Source organism: Pseudomonas sp. 1176_21 (assembly GCF_052850635.1).
This window is the reverse complement of the sequence record NZ_VXCV01000012.1, coordinates 76,178-91,477: the sequence shown is the minus strand read 5'-3', so window position 1 is coordinate 91,477 and position 15,300 is coordinate 76,178. Positions and strand designations below refer to the sequence as shown.

General features: G+C 64.3%; 11 protein-coding genes. 1 reads left to right on the top strand and 10 read right to left on the bottom strand.

All coding sequences use genetic code 11. From position 1 onward, the window contains the following. Positions 1-71: 71 nt before the first annotated feature. Positions 72-1,391 (bottom strand): prephenate-dependent tRNA uridine(34) hydroxylase TrhP, encoded by a 1,320-nt coding sequence (gene trhP, locus FW760_RS22630; RefSeq protein ID WP_116054807.1) that lies wholly within the window; start codon positions 1,389-1,391, stop codon positions 72-74. Positions 1,392-1,511: 120 nt separating this feature from the next. Here trhP and FW760_RS22625 point away from each other — a divergent pair, with 120 nt between their 5' ends. After that, a complete protein-coding gene (locus FW760_RS22625) occupies positions 1,512-2,573 on the top strand; it encodes an AI-2E family transporter (RefSeq protein WP_043860876.1) in 1,062 nt (353 codons plus the stop codon). 17 nt (positions 2,574-2,590) lie between these two features. On the opposite strand, the gene FW760_RS22620 is transcribed toward FW760_RS22625, so the two are convergent. The 9 genes from FW760_RS22620 to nuoG all read right to left on the bottom strand — a co-directional run bounded on the left by FW760_RS22620 (position 2,591) and on the right by nuoG (position 15,194). Further along, positions 2,591-4,684 (bottom strand): TonB-dependent receptor family protein, encoded by a 2,094-nt coding sequence (locus tag FW760_RS22620; RefSeq protein WP_116054804.1) that lies wholly within the window; start codon positions 4,682-4,684, stop codon positions 2,591-2,593. 510 nt (positions 4,685-5,194) lie between these two features. Then, a complete protein-coding gene (gene nuoN, locus FW760_RS22615; protein ID WP_043860874.1) occupies positions 5,195-6,664 on the bottom strand; it encodes an NADH-quinone oxidoreductase subunit NuoN in 1,470 nt (489 codons plus the stop codon). A 7-nt stretch (positions 6,665-6,671) separates the two neighbouring features. Next, positions 6,672-8,204, bottom strand: coding sequence for an NADH-quinone oxidoreductase subunit M (gene nuoM / locus FW760_RS22610; RefSeq protein WP_043860873.1), 1,533 nt, complete (start codon positions 8,202-8,204; stop codon positions 6,672-6,674). Positions 8,205-8,243: 39 nt separating this feature from the next. Continuing rightward, positions 8,244-10,097: an NADH-quinone oxidoreductase subunit L gene (gene nuoL, locus FW760_RS22605; protein ID WP_043860872.1), complete on the bottom strand. Its 1,854-nt coding sequence runs from the start codon at positions 10,095-10,097 to the stop codon at positions 8,244-8,246. Further along, a complete protein-coding gene (nuoK, locus tag FW760_RS22600) occupies positions 10,094-10,402 on the bottom strand; it encodes an NADH-quinone oxidoreductase subunit NuoK (RefSeq protein ID WP_010220409.1) in 309 nt (102 codons plus the stop codon). The genes nuoL and nuoK overlap by 4 nt, the downstream gene beginning before the upstream one ends. A gap of 3 nt (positions 10,403-10,405) precedes the next feature. Then, complete coding sequence (gene nuoJ / locus FW760_RS22595; protein ID WP_043860871.1) at positions 10,406-10,906, bottom strand: NADH-quinone oxidoreductase subunit J; 501 nt, start codon at positions 10,904-10,906, stop codon at positions 10,406-10,408. 9 nt (positions 10,907-10,915) lie between these two features. Beyond that, a complete protein-coding gene (gene nuoI / locus FW760_RS22590; RefSeq protein ID WP_009400993.1) occupies positions 10,916-11,464 on the bottom strand; it encodes an NADH-quinone oxidoreductase subunit NuoI in 549 nt (182 codons plus the stop codon). Between the two features lie 11 nt (positions 11,465-11,475). Next, positions 11,476-12,483 (bottom strand): NADH-quinone oxidoreductase subunit NuoH, encoded by a 1,008-nt coding sequence (gene nuoH / locus FW760_RS22585; RefSeq protein ID WP_054915105.1) that lies wholly within the window; start codon positions 12,481-12,483, stop codon positions 11,476-11,478. Beyond that, the gene (nuoG, locus tag FW760_RS22580) at positions 12,480-15,194 is read right to left on the bottom strand and encodes an NADH-quinone oxidoreductase subunit NuoG (protein WP_043860869.1); all 2,715 of its coding nucleotides are present in this window, start codon (positions 15,192-15,194) and stop codon (positions 12,480-12,482) included. Before nuoG ends, nuoH begins: the two co-directional genes overlap by 4 nt. Between the last annotated feature and the right edge of the window lie 106 nt (positions 15,195-15,300).

The window sequence follows — 15,300 nt, the reverse complement described above, 5'->3', positions numbered from 1 at the left end:
CGCGGGTCAAGCCCGCTCCCACCAGGATTGCGCACTACCTGTGGGAGCGGGCTTGACCCGCGATAGCGTGGCTACGTATTCAGATCCCGCAACAACAGCCCGTAGCCCAGCTCCACCTGTTCGGGAATCGGCAGGTACACCGTGTGCCCATCCCCCGGCGCCACCTCCAGCGGATTGCCCGCGCGATCCCGCAGCTGGTGCAGGTCGAAATGGTAGTTGCCCCGCGGCGTCATCAGCTCCAGGTGATCGCCCAGCCCGAAACGGTTCTTGACCTTGACCTCGGCCAGCCCGTCGACCCGTTCCCCGGTCAGCTCGCCCACGAATTGCTGGCGCTCGGACACCGAGTTGCCCCGCTCGTAGTTCTGGTACTCGTCGTGCACGTGGCGGCGCAAGAAGCCTTCGGTGTAGCCGCGTTGCGCCAATGACTCCAGGTCGAGCATCAGCGAACGGTCGAATTCACGCCCCGCCAGCGCATCGTCGATGGCCTGCCGGTACGCCTGGGTGGTGCGGGCACAGTAGAAGTGCGACTTGGTACGCCCCTCGATCTTCAGCGAGTGTACCCCCATGCGGGTCAGGCGCCCGACGTGCTGCACGGCACGCAGGTCCTTGGCGTTCATGATGTAGGTGCCGTGCTCGTCCTCGAATGCCGGCATGTCTTCGCCGGGCCGGTTGGCTTCCTGCAGCACGAACACCTGGTTGGTGGGGGCGCCGACGCCCAGGGTCGGCTGGACTTCGCGCACGATGTCACCCACCTCGTTTTCCTGGGCCGGGGTGGCGCTGTACTGCCAGCGGCAGGCGTTGGTGCAGCTGCCCTGGTTGGCATCGCGCCGGTTCAGGTAGCCCGACAGCAGGCAGCGCCCCGAATACGCCATGCACAGGGCGCCGTGCACGAACACTTCCAGCTCCATCGCCGGCACCTGCTGGCGGATCTCTTCGATTTCTTCCAGCGACAGCTCCCGGGACAGGATCACCCGGCTCAGGCCCTGGGATTGCCAGAACGCGACACTGGCCCAGTTCACCGTATTGGCCTGTACTGACAGGTGGATCGGCATGGCCGGGAAGTGCTGGCGCACCAGCATGATCAGCCCAGGGTCGGACATGATCAGCGCGTCCGGGCCCATGGCGATCACAGGTTCCAGGTCCTTGAGGAAGGTCTTGAGCTTGGCATTGTGCGGGGCGATGTTGACCACCACGTAGAACCGCTTGCCCTGGGCCTGGGCTTCCTGGATGCCCAGCGCCAGGTTGGCATGGTCGAATTCGTTGTTGCGCACACGCAGGCTGTAGCGCGGCTGGCCGGCGTAGACCGCATCGGCGCCATAGGCGAAGGCATAGCGCATGTTCTTCAGGGTGCCGGCAGGGGCGAGCAGTTCGGGTCGGGCGAGGTGGGTCATGGCAAGGTCGCGACAAAAGCGCGGATGCTACGCGCCTGCACCACCGATTTTATTGATCCACGGCAACGGCACTTTCTGCAGTGCGCCGCGCACTAATCATCAGAGCGCAAAGGAGCGGACATGAACGAATCGGTATTGCAGCAAAAAGCCCTGATGTGGTTGCTGGTCCTGGTGACCCTGGCCTTCATCTGGATTCTATTGCCCTACTACGGCGCGGTGTTCTGGGCGGTGATCCTGGGCATCGTGTTTGCGCCGTTGCAGCGCCGGTTGCTGTTGCGCCTGGGCTGGCGGCGCAACCTGGCAGCGGGCATCACGCTGCTGGTGTGCCTGCTGATCGCGATTCTGCCGGTGATCGTCATCAGCACGCTGCTGGTTCAGGAAGGCGCCACGCTGTACAAGAACATCGAGAGCGGCCAACTGGATATCGCCGGCTACATCGAGCGCTTCAAGGACATGCTGCCCGCTGTGGCCCAGCATGGCCTGGAACGCCTGGGTATGGGGGATCTGGAGGGCTTGCGCGACAAGATCGCCAAGGGCGCGATGCAGGGCAGCCAGTTCTTCGCCACCCAGGCGTTCAGCTTCGGGCAGGGCACGTTCGAGTTCCTGGTGAGCTTCGGCATCATGCTGTACCTGCTGTACTTCTTCCTGCGCGATGGCGCCGAGCTGGTGCGCAAGATCCGCACGGCGGTGCCCCTGGCCGAACACCAGAAGCGTCGCCTGCAACTGAAGTTCAATCGCGTGGTGCGTGCCACGGTCAAGGGCAACCTGCTGGTGGCGGTGACCCAGGGCGCGCTCGGCGGGTTCATCTTCTGGGTGCTGGATATCCCCAGTGCGCTGGTGTGGGCGGTGCTGATGGCGTTTCTGTCGCTGCTGCCGGCGGTGGGTGCCGGCATCGTGTGGGGCCCGGTGGCCGCGTACTTCCTGCTCAGTGGTTCGATCTGGCAGGGTGTGGTGCTTGCCGCCTTCGGGGTGTTCGTGATCGGCCTGGTGGACAACGTGCTGCGCCCGATCCTGGTGGGCAAGGACACCCGCATGCCCGACTACCTGATCCTGATCTCGACCCTGGGCGGGCTGGCGGTGTTCGGCCTCAACGGCTTCGTCATCGGGCCGTTGATCGCGGCGCTGTTCATGTCCAGCTGGGGGATTTTCGTGGCGACCAAGCCTCAGGTGCAACTGCCCTGAGGCGCCGCTGGCGAGCGTCACTTCCAGCTATAGGACATGCCCACGTAGGCTGCGAAGCCTTCGCCGGGGGTGGAGCGTGCGGCATCGAGGCCCTTGTCGTCGTAGCCGGGCGTCACGGTTGCGGCATAGCGCTGGTTGGTGAGGTTGCGCAGGTCGAGCCAGGTGGCCCAGTCCTGTCGGGGGGAGGCGTAGCCGAAGGTTGCGCCCAGCAGGGCATACGCATCGGCCTGGTAGGAGTTGGCGTAGTCGACCTGCACCTTTGAGGCCATCTGCGTGTTGAGCCCGGCATAGAAGCCGCTGGGATGGTCCAGGCGCACCTGCGCCTGGTAGTAGTGCATCGGCATGCCGGGCAGGCGGTTGTCGCCGAACGCCGCGTCATCGCGGTAGTGGAAGTCGCTGAAGGTGTAGGCCTGGCGCAGCGACACCCGGCCAACTCCGCTGTGTTCCCACAGCAGGCTGTCGAGGCTGGCTTCCACCCCCTGGTGCACGGTAGGGCTGGCATTCACCTCGCCGACGATGGCGTTGGTGGTGCTGCTGGCGGCCACGGTTTCCACTGTCAGCAGTTCGTGGCGCACGGCCGAGTAGTACCAGGCCAGGTCCCAGCGCCCCAGCCGCGAGTCGCCGCGTGCGCCGAGCTCCAGGGTGGTGGCGGTCTGGTTGCGCAGCTCGATGGGTTGGGTCTGCAGGCCTTTGATCGCTGGCGAGCTCCAGATCAGTGCCCAGGGGTGCGCAGGCTCCACCGAGCGGCTCAGGTTGCCGTACAGCTGCAGCGCGGGGCTGAAGTCGTAGCGCAGCCCCAGGCGCGGGGCGTAGTCCCAGTCATGCTGGCTGACCTTGCCGCCGCTGGCCGGATAGGTGACGGCGCTTTCGCGGCGGGTATAGATGATCGCCAGGCCGCTGGTCAGCCACAGGTCTGGCACCAGTTCCAGTTCGTTGCTGAAGTGGAGGACGCTGTCCGAGCCCTGGTAGGTGAAGTCGCGGGTCTTGGTGCCTATGGGCTGAGTGGGGTCGGTCTCGACCCGCACGAACTCCGAGGCCCCCGTGTTGGGCAGGTGCTTTGTGGTGCGCCAGCCGAGGGTGGTCTTGCTCTCGTGGCCGAACAGGGTGTCGCGGCGCAGGTAGTTGAGCGTGCCGCTGACGTCGGTGTACGCCACCTTGAGGCGCTTGGTGCCTTCACGCAGGTCCATCGGGTAGTCGTGGTAGACCAGGCCGGCTTCCAGTTGCGAGTCGTCATCGAGGTAGAAGGTGGTCTTGTTGCCCAGCCAGGTGCTGCCCGGTTGCGGGCGGCTGGCGTCGCGGCTCAGGTACAGCGGGTTGGCAGCGCGCGGGTGGTGCTTGATCTGGTCCTTGGTCAGGCGCCCGGCCAGTTCGTTTTCAGTTTCGCGGTAACGCAGGTAGAAGCGGGTTTCCAGGTTGGGGTTGAAGCGGTAGCCGACGTTGGCGGCGATGCCCTTGCTGCTGCCGCTGCTGTGGTCCTGGTAGCCGTCGTATTCCGAGTCGGTGAGGGCGACGTAGTAGTCCAGGTCACCCAGTACCTGGCCGGAGCTGACCTGGCGTTTGCCGTAGCCACGGCTGCCGGCCTCGACCCGTACCTGCAGGGGCGCGGCGTCGTAGCCGGTGTGGGTCACGTAATTGATGGCGCCGCCCAGGGCCAGGGCGCCGCGATCGAAGCCGTTGGCGCCGCGCAGTACCTCGGCGCGGCTTAGCCACAGGGGCTCGAACAGTTCATAGGGCGTGCCGCCGGGGCCGGTCAGTGGCAGGCCGTCGAACAGGGTGTATACACCGGAGCCGTGGGCGCCGGGGGCACGGTTCAGGCCCGAGCCGCGAATCGACAGTTTGATGCCGTCGTTGCCGGCGGATTGGGCGAACACGCCGGGCTGGTAGGCGAGCACGTCCTGGTTGCTGGCGACGCGGCCTTGTTCGACCTGTTGCATGTCGATCAGGTTGGTGGCCCCGGGGATTTGCTGCAGGCGCTCACGGGCGTCCTGAAGTTCGTTGTGTTCCTGGTCCTGGATCAGTACCTGGCCGAGTTCGATGCCTGGGTTGGCTTGGGCGGTGGCGGTGCAGGCGATCAATACGGCGAGGGACGAGCGGGGCAGGGTGGGGTGCATCGAAGGGGTTCCGGAACGGTTGGGCGGGTATCTGACGTTGCAAGTATCAGACGAAGCACAGTGGGTGATCTGTAGTGCAGTCATGCTTTTGATCTGCTCTGGATATGTTCACGGTCGTCGATTTTACCGATTGGTGTGTTTATCCGGCATGGATAGCGCTGCGAATGACGCCTTCCGCTCTTACAGCGGGTCACTTTTGCAAGGACGCAAAAGTAACCAAAAGGTCCCCGGCCAAACATACGGCCCTACGCTTCGCTCCGGGTTCCCTCCCTCCGGCGCCGTCCAGGGGGCACGCGACCCGAGTTGCTGCGCAACTCTAACAGTCGCTCGCTTCGGCTAACGCCGAAGGGGCTACGCCCCGCCCCCTGCACGACACCTCCACTCGGCCTCCTGACAGGCCGGACAATCAAGATCAAGATCAAGAGCAACGGCGGTTTGGTGTATTGGTTGTTCAATCGCCAAAAACAAAACACCCCGCCGAAGCGGGGTGTCCTGTCAATGCATCAGCACTCAACCAAGCAACTGCAAACCTGCATGCTGCACCAGGTCCAGCAACGGCTGCGGATAAACACCCAGCACGAACGCCAGAATCGCAATCGCCAGCAACATCACGCCACCGGTACGCTGCTCCCAGTTCAACGGCGCATCGTGACGACGCAGGTTCGGCTCGATCAGGTACAGGGTGACCATCACGCGCAGGTAGTAGAACACCCCGATCGCACTACCGATCACCAACGCACCCACCAGCCACCACAGCTGCGACTCGACGCCGGTAGCAATGATGTAGAACTTGCCGATGAAGCCCGCAGTCAGCGGAATACCCGCCAGCGACAGCATCATCACGGTCAGCACCGCCGTCAGGTACGGACGACGCCAGAACAGGCCGCGGTACTCGTACAGGGCATCGGCATCACGGCCCTTGTAAGGCGAGGACATCAGGGTGATGACGCCAAACGCGCCCAGGCTGGTGATCACGTAGGTCACCAGGTACACGCCAATGGCTTCCACCGCCATGCCCTTGCTCGCCACCAGGGCAATCAGCAGGTAACCGAAGTGGGCAATCGAGGAGTAACCCAGCAGACGCTTGAGGTTGCTCTGGGTCAGCGCCAGCAGGTTGCCGACCAGAATCGAGGCCACTGCAATCACCGACAGCACGGTGGTCAGCACGCCGCTGCTGGCAGCAGGGGAGAGCATGAACAGGCGTACCACAACGGCGAATACAGCCACCTTGCTCGCGGTGGCCAGGAACGCTGCGACCGGCGCCGGAGCACCTTCGTATACGTCCGGGGTCCACAGGTGGAACGGTACCAGCGACAGCTTGAACGCCAGGCCGACCAGCATCATGCCCAGGCCCAGCTGGGCAATCAGGCTTGGCAGGCTGGTGGTGGCCAGGGCCTTGCCGATGCCGTCGAAGCTCAGGCTGCCGGCGTCGGCATACAGCAGCGCCATGCCGAACAGCAGGAACGCGGAACCGGCTGCCGACAGCACCATGTACTTGATGCCGGCTTCCAGCGAACGCTTGTTGAAGAATGCATACGCCACCAGGCCATACACCGGTACCGAGAGCAGCTCCAGGCCGATGAACAGGCCGGCCAGGTGTTGCGCGCAGACCAGCACCAGGCCGCCCAGGGCCGCCATCAGGATCAGCAGGTAGAGCTCTTCGCGGTTGCCCGGGTAGCCCTTGCCGCCGTCACCCAGGTAGGCATGCGCCAGGGTCACGCAGGCCAGGGTGGCGACCAGGATCAACGCCATGTACAGGCACGCGAAGCTGTCGACGGTCAGCAATGGGGTGACCGCCAGCGGGGCCACCTTGAGGGTCGGGATGATCGACAGCAGGGCCAGGTTCAGCCCCACGGTCGACAGCAGGAAGGTTTGCGAGTGATTGCGGCGCCAGGCGATGGCCAGCATCACCACGACGATGGTGATACTGGTGATCAGCAGTGGCGCAAGCGCAATAAAGTGTTGAATCGTCAGGTCCATAGCGCTCTTACCGGGCCGAAGCGAGTTGAGTGAAAGCGGAGCCGAGCCACTGCTGCACACCACTCATGGTGGCGGCGGAGGTATCCAGGAACGGCTGCGGGTAAACGCCCAGCACAATCAGCAGTACCGCCAGGCCCAGCACCATGATCAGTTCGCGGTTGTCCATGCCGGCCAGTACTTCGTCGGACTTGGCCGGGCCGAAGTAGGCGCGGTGGATCATGATCAGCGAGTACACCGAGCCGAACACCAGGCCGGAGGTGGCAATCGCGGTGACCCATGGGGCACTGACGAAGCTGCCGATCAGGATCAGGAACTCGCCGACGAAGTTGCCGGTACCCGGCAAGCCCAGCGAAGCCGCGGCGAAGAACAGGCTGATGGCCGGCAGGTAGGCGATGCGCGACCACAGGCCACCCATCTGACGCATGTCACGGGTGTGCAGACGCTCGTACAGCTGGCCGCTGAGGATGAACAGCGCCGCCGCCGACAGGCCGTGGGCCAGCATCTGGATCACCGCGCCCTGCAGGGCCTGCTGGCTGCCGGAGTAGATGCCGATCAGCACGAAGCCCATGTGCGAGACGCTGGAGAACGCGATCAGGCGCTTGATGTCGGTTTGCGCGAAGGCCAGGAATGCACCGTAGAAGATCCCGATCAGACCCAGGGTCATGGCGATCGGCGCGAACTCGGCCGAGGCATTCGGGAACAGCGGCAGGGCAAAACGCAGCAGGCCGTAGGCCGCGGTCTTCAGCAGGATACCGGCCAGGTCGACGGAACCGGCAGTCGGCGCCTGGGCGTGGGCGTCAGGCAGCCAGGAGTGGAACGGTACCACCGGCAGCTTGACCGCGAAGGCGATGAAGAAGCCCAGCATCAGCAGGTATTCGGTACCCGCCGGCAGGTCGGCCTTGAGCAACTGGGTGTAGTCGAAGGTGATCACACCGGTGTTGCCGTAGTTGACCAGTACCAGGCCCAGGATCGCCACCAGCATGATCAGGCCGCTGGCCTGGGTGAAGATGAAGAACTTGGTGGCTGCGTAGATCCGGGTCTTCTTGCCGTCCGAGGAGCTGTGACCCCAGAGCGCGATGAGGAAATACATCGGCACCAGCATCATTTCCCAGAAGAAGAAGAACAGGAACAGGTCCAGGGCCAGGAACACACCGACCACGCCGCCCAGGATCCACATCAGGTTGAGGTGGAAGAAGCCGACGTGGCGCTGGATCTCTTTCCAGGAACACAGTACCGAGAGCACACCGAGCAGGCCGGTGAGCAGGATCATCAGCAGCGACAGGCCGTCCAGGGCCAGGTGCAGGCTGATGCCGAAGCGCTCGATCCACAGCACTTTGAACTCGTAGGCCCACTGTGGCGCGGCACCCGGCGCAGGCGCCAGGGTGTAGTCGCCGTTGGCCCACAGCCAGAGGCCGATACCAAGCAGCAGGGACATGGTCAGCAGCGCGATGTAGCGCGGCAGGGTGGCGCCGAAGCGCTCACCCAGCCAGCACAGCAGGCCGCCGATAAAGGGGATCAGGATCAGCCAAGGCAAAATCATGACGGGCTCAATTCCTTTCGCAAAGTCGCAAGGTTCATATCAGACCGCAGCCACAACAACGGCACCGAGCACAAGCACGGCACCAATGGCGATCGAGGCGGTGTACCAGCGCAGCTGACCGGTTTCGGTTTTGCTCATGGCGGCATGACCGCCCTTGGCCAAACGCGGAATCAGGCCGATGCTGCGGTCAACCGGATCCTTGCGCAGGATGTGGCTGATCAGCAGGTAAGGTTTGACGAACAGCTTGTCGTAGATCCAGTCGAAGCCCCAGGCGGCGAACCACCAGGCCGACAGCACACGACCGATACCGCTGTTGGCGATCGCGGTAACCAGGCGACGCTTGCCCAGGAACAGCATGGCGGCCAGCAGGATACCGGCGATGGCGATGGCACCCGAGGCGATTTCCAGGCTGTGCTTGGCTTCGCCACCGGCATGCCCGACGCTCTGCGGCAGCACGCCGGCCAGCGGTGGGTGGATCCAGGCGCCGACGAAGGTCGACAGCACGATCAGCACGCCCAGCGGCAGCCAGTGCGAGATGCCGTGGCCAGCGTGGGCTTCGGTCTTGGCTTCGCCGTGGAAGGCGATGAAGATCAGGCGGAAGGTGTACAGCGAGGTCATGAACGCACCCACCAGGCCGGCGTACAGCAAGCCGCTGTTGCCGCTGGCGAAGGCTTCCCAGAGGATCTCGTCCTTGGAGTAGAAGCCGGCGGTCAGCAGCGGCAGGGCAGCCAGGGCGGCACCACCGACGATGAAGCTGGCGTAGGCCAGTGGCAGTTTCTTCCACAGGCCGCCCATCTTGAAGATGTTCTGCTCGTGGTGGCAGGCAACGATCACCGCACCGGAGGCAAGGAACAGCAGGGCCTTGAAGAAGGCGTGGGTCATCAGGTGGAAGATCGCGCCGTCGAAGGCGCCCACGCCCAGGGCCAGGAACATGTAGCCGATCTGGCTCATGGTCGAGTAGGCCAGGATACGCTTGATGTCGGTCTGTACCAGCGCGGCAAAGCCGGCCAGCACCAGGGTCACGCCGCCGACCACACCCACCAGGTGCAGCACGTCGGGTGCCAGGGCGAACAGGCCGTGGGTACGTGCGATCAGGTAGACACCGGCGGTCACCATGGTGGCGGCGTGGATCAGTGCCGATACCGGGGTAGGGCCGGCCATCGCGTCTGCAAGCCAGGTCTGCAGCGGCAGCTGGGCCGATTTGCCCACGGCGCCGCCCAGCAGCATCAGGGTTGCCAGCACGATCCAGAAATCACCGGCCTGGAACTTCTGCGGCGCCAGCACCAGCAGTTGCTGGATGTTCAGGGTGCCCAGTTGCTGGAACAGGATGAACAGGCCGATGGCCATGAACACGTCGCCGATACGGGTGACGATGAAGGCCTTGAGCGCTGCGTTGCCGTTGTTGCGGTTGCTGTAGTAGAAACCGATCAACAGGTACGAGCACAGGCCCACGCCTTCCCAACCGAAGTAGATGAACAGCAGGTCGTCGCCCAGGATCAGGAACAGCATGCTGGCAATGAACAGGTTGGTGTAGGCGAAGAAGCGCGAGTAGCCGGCTTCACCACGCATGTACCACGAGGCGAACAGGTGGATCAGGAAGCCCACGCCGACCACCACGCCGAGCATGGTCACCGACAGGCCGTCCAGGTACAGGGTGAAGTTGGGCTTGAAGTCGCCCACCTGCATCCACTGCCACAGCAGCTGGCTGTACGCGCCGCCTTCAGGCGGGGCGACGTTGAACTGCCAGATCACGTAGGCGGCCACGATGGCCGAGAGGCCGATCGAACCGACACCGATCAGCGCCGACAGGTTCTCCGAGAACCGCCCGCGCGAGAACGACAGCAGCACAAAGCCGATCAGGGGGAAGACGAAGGTCAGAAAGAGTAGGTTCATCCGCGCATCTCACTGGCAGCATCGATATCGAGAGTGTGGAAGCGGCGATACAGCTGCAGCAGGATCGCCAGGCCGATACTGGCCTCGGCGGCGGCCAGGCTGATCACCAGGATGAACATGATCTGCCCGTCCGGTTGCGCCCAGCGGCTGCCCGCCACGATGAATGCCAGTGCCGAGGCGTTCATCATGATTTCCAGGCTCATCAGTACGAACAGAATGTTGCGGCGCACCATCAGCCCGACCAGGCCGAGGCAGAACAGGATGCCGGCGACGGCCAGGCCGTGTTCGAGAGGAATTGCTGACATGATTTACTCCTTCGCCTCGTTGCGGCCGAGGTGGAACGCCGTCACTGCTGCAGCCAGCAGCAGCATCGAGGCCAGTTCCACCACCAGCAGGTAAGGGCCGAACAGGCTGATGCCCACGGCCTTGGCGTCAACGGTGGTATGACCGATGGCGGCGCCGCTCGGCTGCACGAACAGCACGTACAGCAGTTCGGCCAGCAGCAGGACGGCGAGGAACACCGGCCCGCCCCAGATGCCGGGCTTGAGCCAGCCGCGCTCCTGGGCGACCGAGGCCGGCCCCAGGTTGAGCATCATCACCACGAACACGAACAGCACCATGATGGCGCCAGCGTAGGCGATCACTTCGAGCACGCCGGCAAACGGCGCGCCGAGGGCGAAGAAGGTCATCGCCACGGAGATCAGCGAAATGATCAGGTAGAGCAGGGCATGCACCGGGTTGGTGTTGGTGATCACCCGCAGGGTGGACACCACGGCGACACCGGATGCGAAATAGAAAGCGAATTCCATCTTTCTTCCTTAAGGGAGCAAGCTCTTCACGTTGATCGGCTCGGCTTCGTTCTGCGCGGCGCCCTTCGGCTTGCCGGCAACGGCCATACCTGCAACACGGTAGAAGTTGTAATCAGGGTTCTTGCCGGGGCCGGAGATCAGCAGATCTTCTTTCTCGTACACCAGGTCCTGACGTTTGAACTCGGCCATTTCGAAATCCGGGGTGAGCTGGATCGCGGTGGTCGGGCAGGCTTCCTCGCAGAGGCCGCAGAAAATGCAGCGCGAGAAGTTGATGCGGAAGAACTCGGGGTACCAGCGACCGTCTTCGGTCTCGGCCTTCTGCAGCGAGATGCAACCCACCGGGCAGGCCACGGCGCACAGGTTGCAGGCCACGCAGCGCTCCTCGCCGTCGGGGTCGCGGGTCAGCACGATGCGGCCGCGGTAGCGCGGCGGCAGGTAGACCGGCTCTTCGGGGTATTGCAGGGTGTCGCGTTTGCGGAACCCGTGGGAGAACACCATCACCAGGCTGCGCAGCTGGGTGCCAGTGCCCTTAACGATGTCGCCAATATACTTGAACATGGGTCAAATCCTCACTGGGCCGCAACAGCTGGCGTGTTGAGCAACACGAGCGCAGCGGTCACCAGCAAATTGATCAGGGTCAGCGGCAGGCAGAACTTCCAGCTGAAGTCCATCACCTGGTCATAGCGCGGGCGCGGGATCGAGGCGCGCAGCAGGATGAACAGCATGATGAAGAACGCGGTCTTCAGGGCGAACCACACGAACGACAGTTGCGGCAGGATGCCGAACGGCCCGTGCCAGCCACCGAAGAACAGGGTTACCAGCAGCGCCGAGATCAGGATGATGCCGATGTACTCGCCCACGAAGAACATGCCCCATTTCATGCCGGCATATTCGATGTGGTAGCCGTCGGCCAGTTCCTGTTCCGCTTCCGGCTGGTCGAAGGGGTGACGGTGAGTCACGGCCACGCCAGCGATGAAGAAGGTACAGAAGCCGAAGAACTGCGGAATGATGAACCACAGGTTCTGCGCCTGGTATTCGACGATGTCGCGCATGTTGAACGAGCCGACCTGGGCCACGATGCCCATCAGAGCCAGGCCCATGAACACTTCGTACGACACGGTCTGGGCCGAGGCCCGCAGGCTGCCGAGCAGGGCGTACTTGTTGTTCGACGACCAGCCGGCGAACAGGACGGCGTACACCGACAGGCCGGCCATGGCGAAGAAGAACAGCAGGCCGATGTTCAGGTCCGCGACACCCCAGGTCGGGGTGATCGGGATGATCGCGAAGGCGATCAGCAAGGCGCTCATGGCCACCACCGGCGCCAGGGTGAAGATCACCTTGTCGACGAAGGGCGGGTTCCAGTCTTCCTTGAAGAACATCTTCAGCATGTCGGCGGCAATCTGGAACATGCCGAACGGGCCGACGCGGTTAGGACCGTAACGGTCCTGCCACCAGCCCAGCAGGCGACGCTCGACGAAGCTGAGCAGCGCACCGCAGACCACCACCGCCAGCAACACCACGATGGCCTTGATGACAGTGAGGATCACATCGATCACTTCAGGGGTGAACCAGGTCATTGTGCTGCCTCCTGCAAGCCTTCGACGGATGCACCGAAGATGGCAGGCGGGATGCCGGCCAGGCCTTTGGGCAATGCAACCAGGCCTGCGCCCAGTTCCTCATTGATGCGCAGCGGCAGACGCAGGGTCTGGCCGGCCACGTTCAGGCTCAGCAGTGCGCCGTCGTTGACGCCCAGGCGGTCGGCTTCGGACTTGGCCAGTGCCACGTAGGCCTGCGGGATGCGCTCCTGCACCGGGGCGGCGCGCGAAGAGTTCTCTTCACTGCCGAACAGGTGGTAGAACGGCACGGCCTGCCAGGTGCCACGGGCCGGCGAGAACGCCGCCGGAACGCTGGCGAACCAGTTCAGCCTGTCGCCCTGGGTCTCGATCAGGCGGGTGCCCGGGTCGCCTGCACGCAGGTGACCACCGACCTCGTCCTGGAACTTGTTCCAGGCCTGCGGCGAGTTCCAGCCCGGCGACCAGGCGAACGGCACCTGCTGGCGCGGTTCGGCGGAGCCCGAGTAGCCTTCCATGGAGAAGGCGAACGCGGTGTCCGGGTCTTGCGGGGTACGTGGCTCGTGCACGCTGATGTTGGCGCGCATGGCGGTACGGCCCGAGTAGCGCAGCGGCTCGCGGGCCAGTTTCATGCCCTTGATGCGGAACGCGGCCGATGGCGCGGCGTTGACGATGCCGGCCAGTTGCGGCACCACGCCAGCCACGGCGTGGGTCACGTGGTCCAGCTGGGTCCAGTCGACCGGCTTGTTGAGCAGGGTGGCACGCAGTGCATGCATCCAGCGCCAGCCTTCGTGCACCAGGATGCTGCTGTCCAGGTACTGCGGGTCGAACACCTGGAAGAAGCGCTGGGCGCGGCCTTCCTGGCTGACCAGGGTACCGTCGCCCTCGGCGAAGGTGGCGGCCGGCAGCACCAGGTGCGCGCGGTCGGTGGTCGGGGTTTTCTGGTGGTCGGCAACGATCACCACCTTGGCCGCGGCCAGGGCAGCGTCGACCTTGGCAGCCGGTACGCGGCTGTACAGGTCGTTTTCCAGCACCACGATGGCATCGGCCTTGCCGGCGATCACGGCGTCCAGCGCCGCATCGATCGACTCGCCACCGAGCATGGCCAGGCCCAGGCTGTTGGCCTCGGGCACCACCAGGCTCAGCGAGCCGTTCTTCTCGCGCAGCTTGAGTGCCTTGGCGATGTTGGCGGCAGCTTCGATCAGAGCCCTGGAGGCCAGCGAAGTACCGGCAACCACCAGTGGGCGGTTGGCCGCGACCAGGGCGTCGGCGATGCGCTTGGCCAGGTCCAGGGCTTCGGCGTCCAGGCCTTCGACGGCTGGGGCGCTCGGGTCGATGGCGTGGGCCACGGCGAAACCGATGCGGGCCAGGTCGTCCGGCGCGGCGTGCACGCACTCTTGCGCCACGTCGTCGAGCTTGGTCTCGCTCAGGCTGGCAATGAACAGCGGGTACATGGCGTGCTGGCCGATGTTCTTCACCGCGGCATCGAGCCACGGCTGAACGCGCATGGCATCGGCCATCGCCTCGGCCTTGCCCTTGACCGACTGACGCAGGGCCAGGGCCACGCGGGCAGCGGTCTGGGTCAGGTCTTCGCCAAGCACGAACACCGCGTCATGGTCTTCCATGTCGCGCAGGGTCGGCACCGGCAGCGGGCTGTCGTTGAGCACCTGCAAAGCCAGGCGCACGCGCTCCAGCTCACCGGCTTCCATGCCTGCATAGAAATGTTCGGCACCCACCAGCTCGCGCAGGCCGTAGTTGCTCTCCAGGCTTGCACGGGGCGAACCGATACCCACGATGTTGCGCCCGCGCAGCATGTCGGCGGCCTTGTCCAGCGCGGCGTCCAGGCCCAGTTTCTGGCCGTCCTGGAGCAGTGGCTGGCGTGGGCGGTCGGTACGGTTGACGTAGCCGTAGCCGAAGCGGCCACGGTCGCACAGGAAGTACTGGTTCACCGAGCCGTTGAAACGGTTCTCGATGCGGCGCAGTTCACCGTAGCGCTCGCCCGGGCTGATGTTGCAGCCGCTGGAGCAGCCATGGCAGATGCTCGGGGCGAACTGCATGTCCCACTTGCGGTTGTAGCGCTCGGAGTGGGTCTTGTCGGTGAACACACCGGTCGGGCAGACCTCGGTCAGGTTGCCGGAGAACTCGCTCTCCAGGGCACCGTCCTCGACACGGCCGAAATACACGTTGTCGTGCGCACCGAACACGCCCAGGTCGGTACCGCCGGCGTAGTCCTTGTAGTAGCGCACGCAGCGGTAGCAGGCGATGCAGCGGTTCATCTCGTGGGAGATGAACGGGCCGAGCTCCTGGTTCTGGTGGGTACGCTTGGTGAAACGGTAGCGGCGCTCGTTGTGGCCGGTCATCACCGTCATGTCTTGCAGGTGGCAGTGACCGCCTTCCTCGCACACCGGGCAGTCGTGCGGGTGGTTGGTCATCAGCCATTCGACGACGCTGGCGCGGAACACGCGGGCTTCTTCGTCTTCGATGGAAATCCAGCTGCCATCGGTGGCAGGGGTCATGCAGGACATGACGATGCGACCACGGGTGTCGTTCTCGTCGGTGTACTGCTTGACCGCACACTGGCGGCAGGCACCGACGCTACCGAGCGCCGGGTGCCAGCAGAAATAGGGGATGTCGAGGCCTAGCGACAGACACGCCTGTAACAGGTTGTCTGCACCGTTGACTTCGAGCTCTTTGCCGTCTACGTGGATAGTGGCCATGGTTCAAAGTTCTTCGTTGGCCCGCGTCTGCGGGCGTGGCTAATGGAAAGCTGTATGCCTGCGGTTCGCCGTCATCCGGGCGAGCATCGCGGGCAACGGGCGGCAC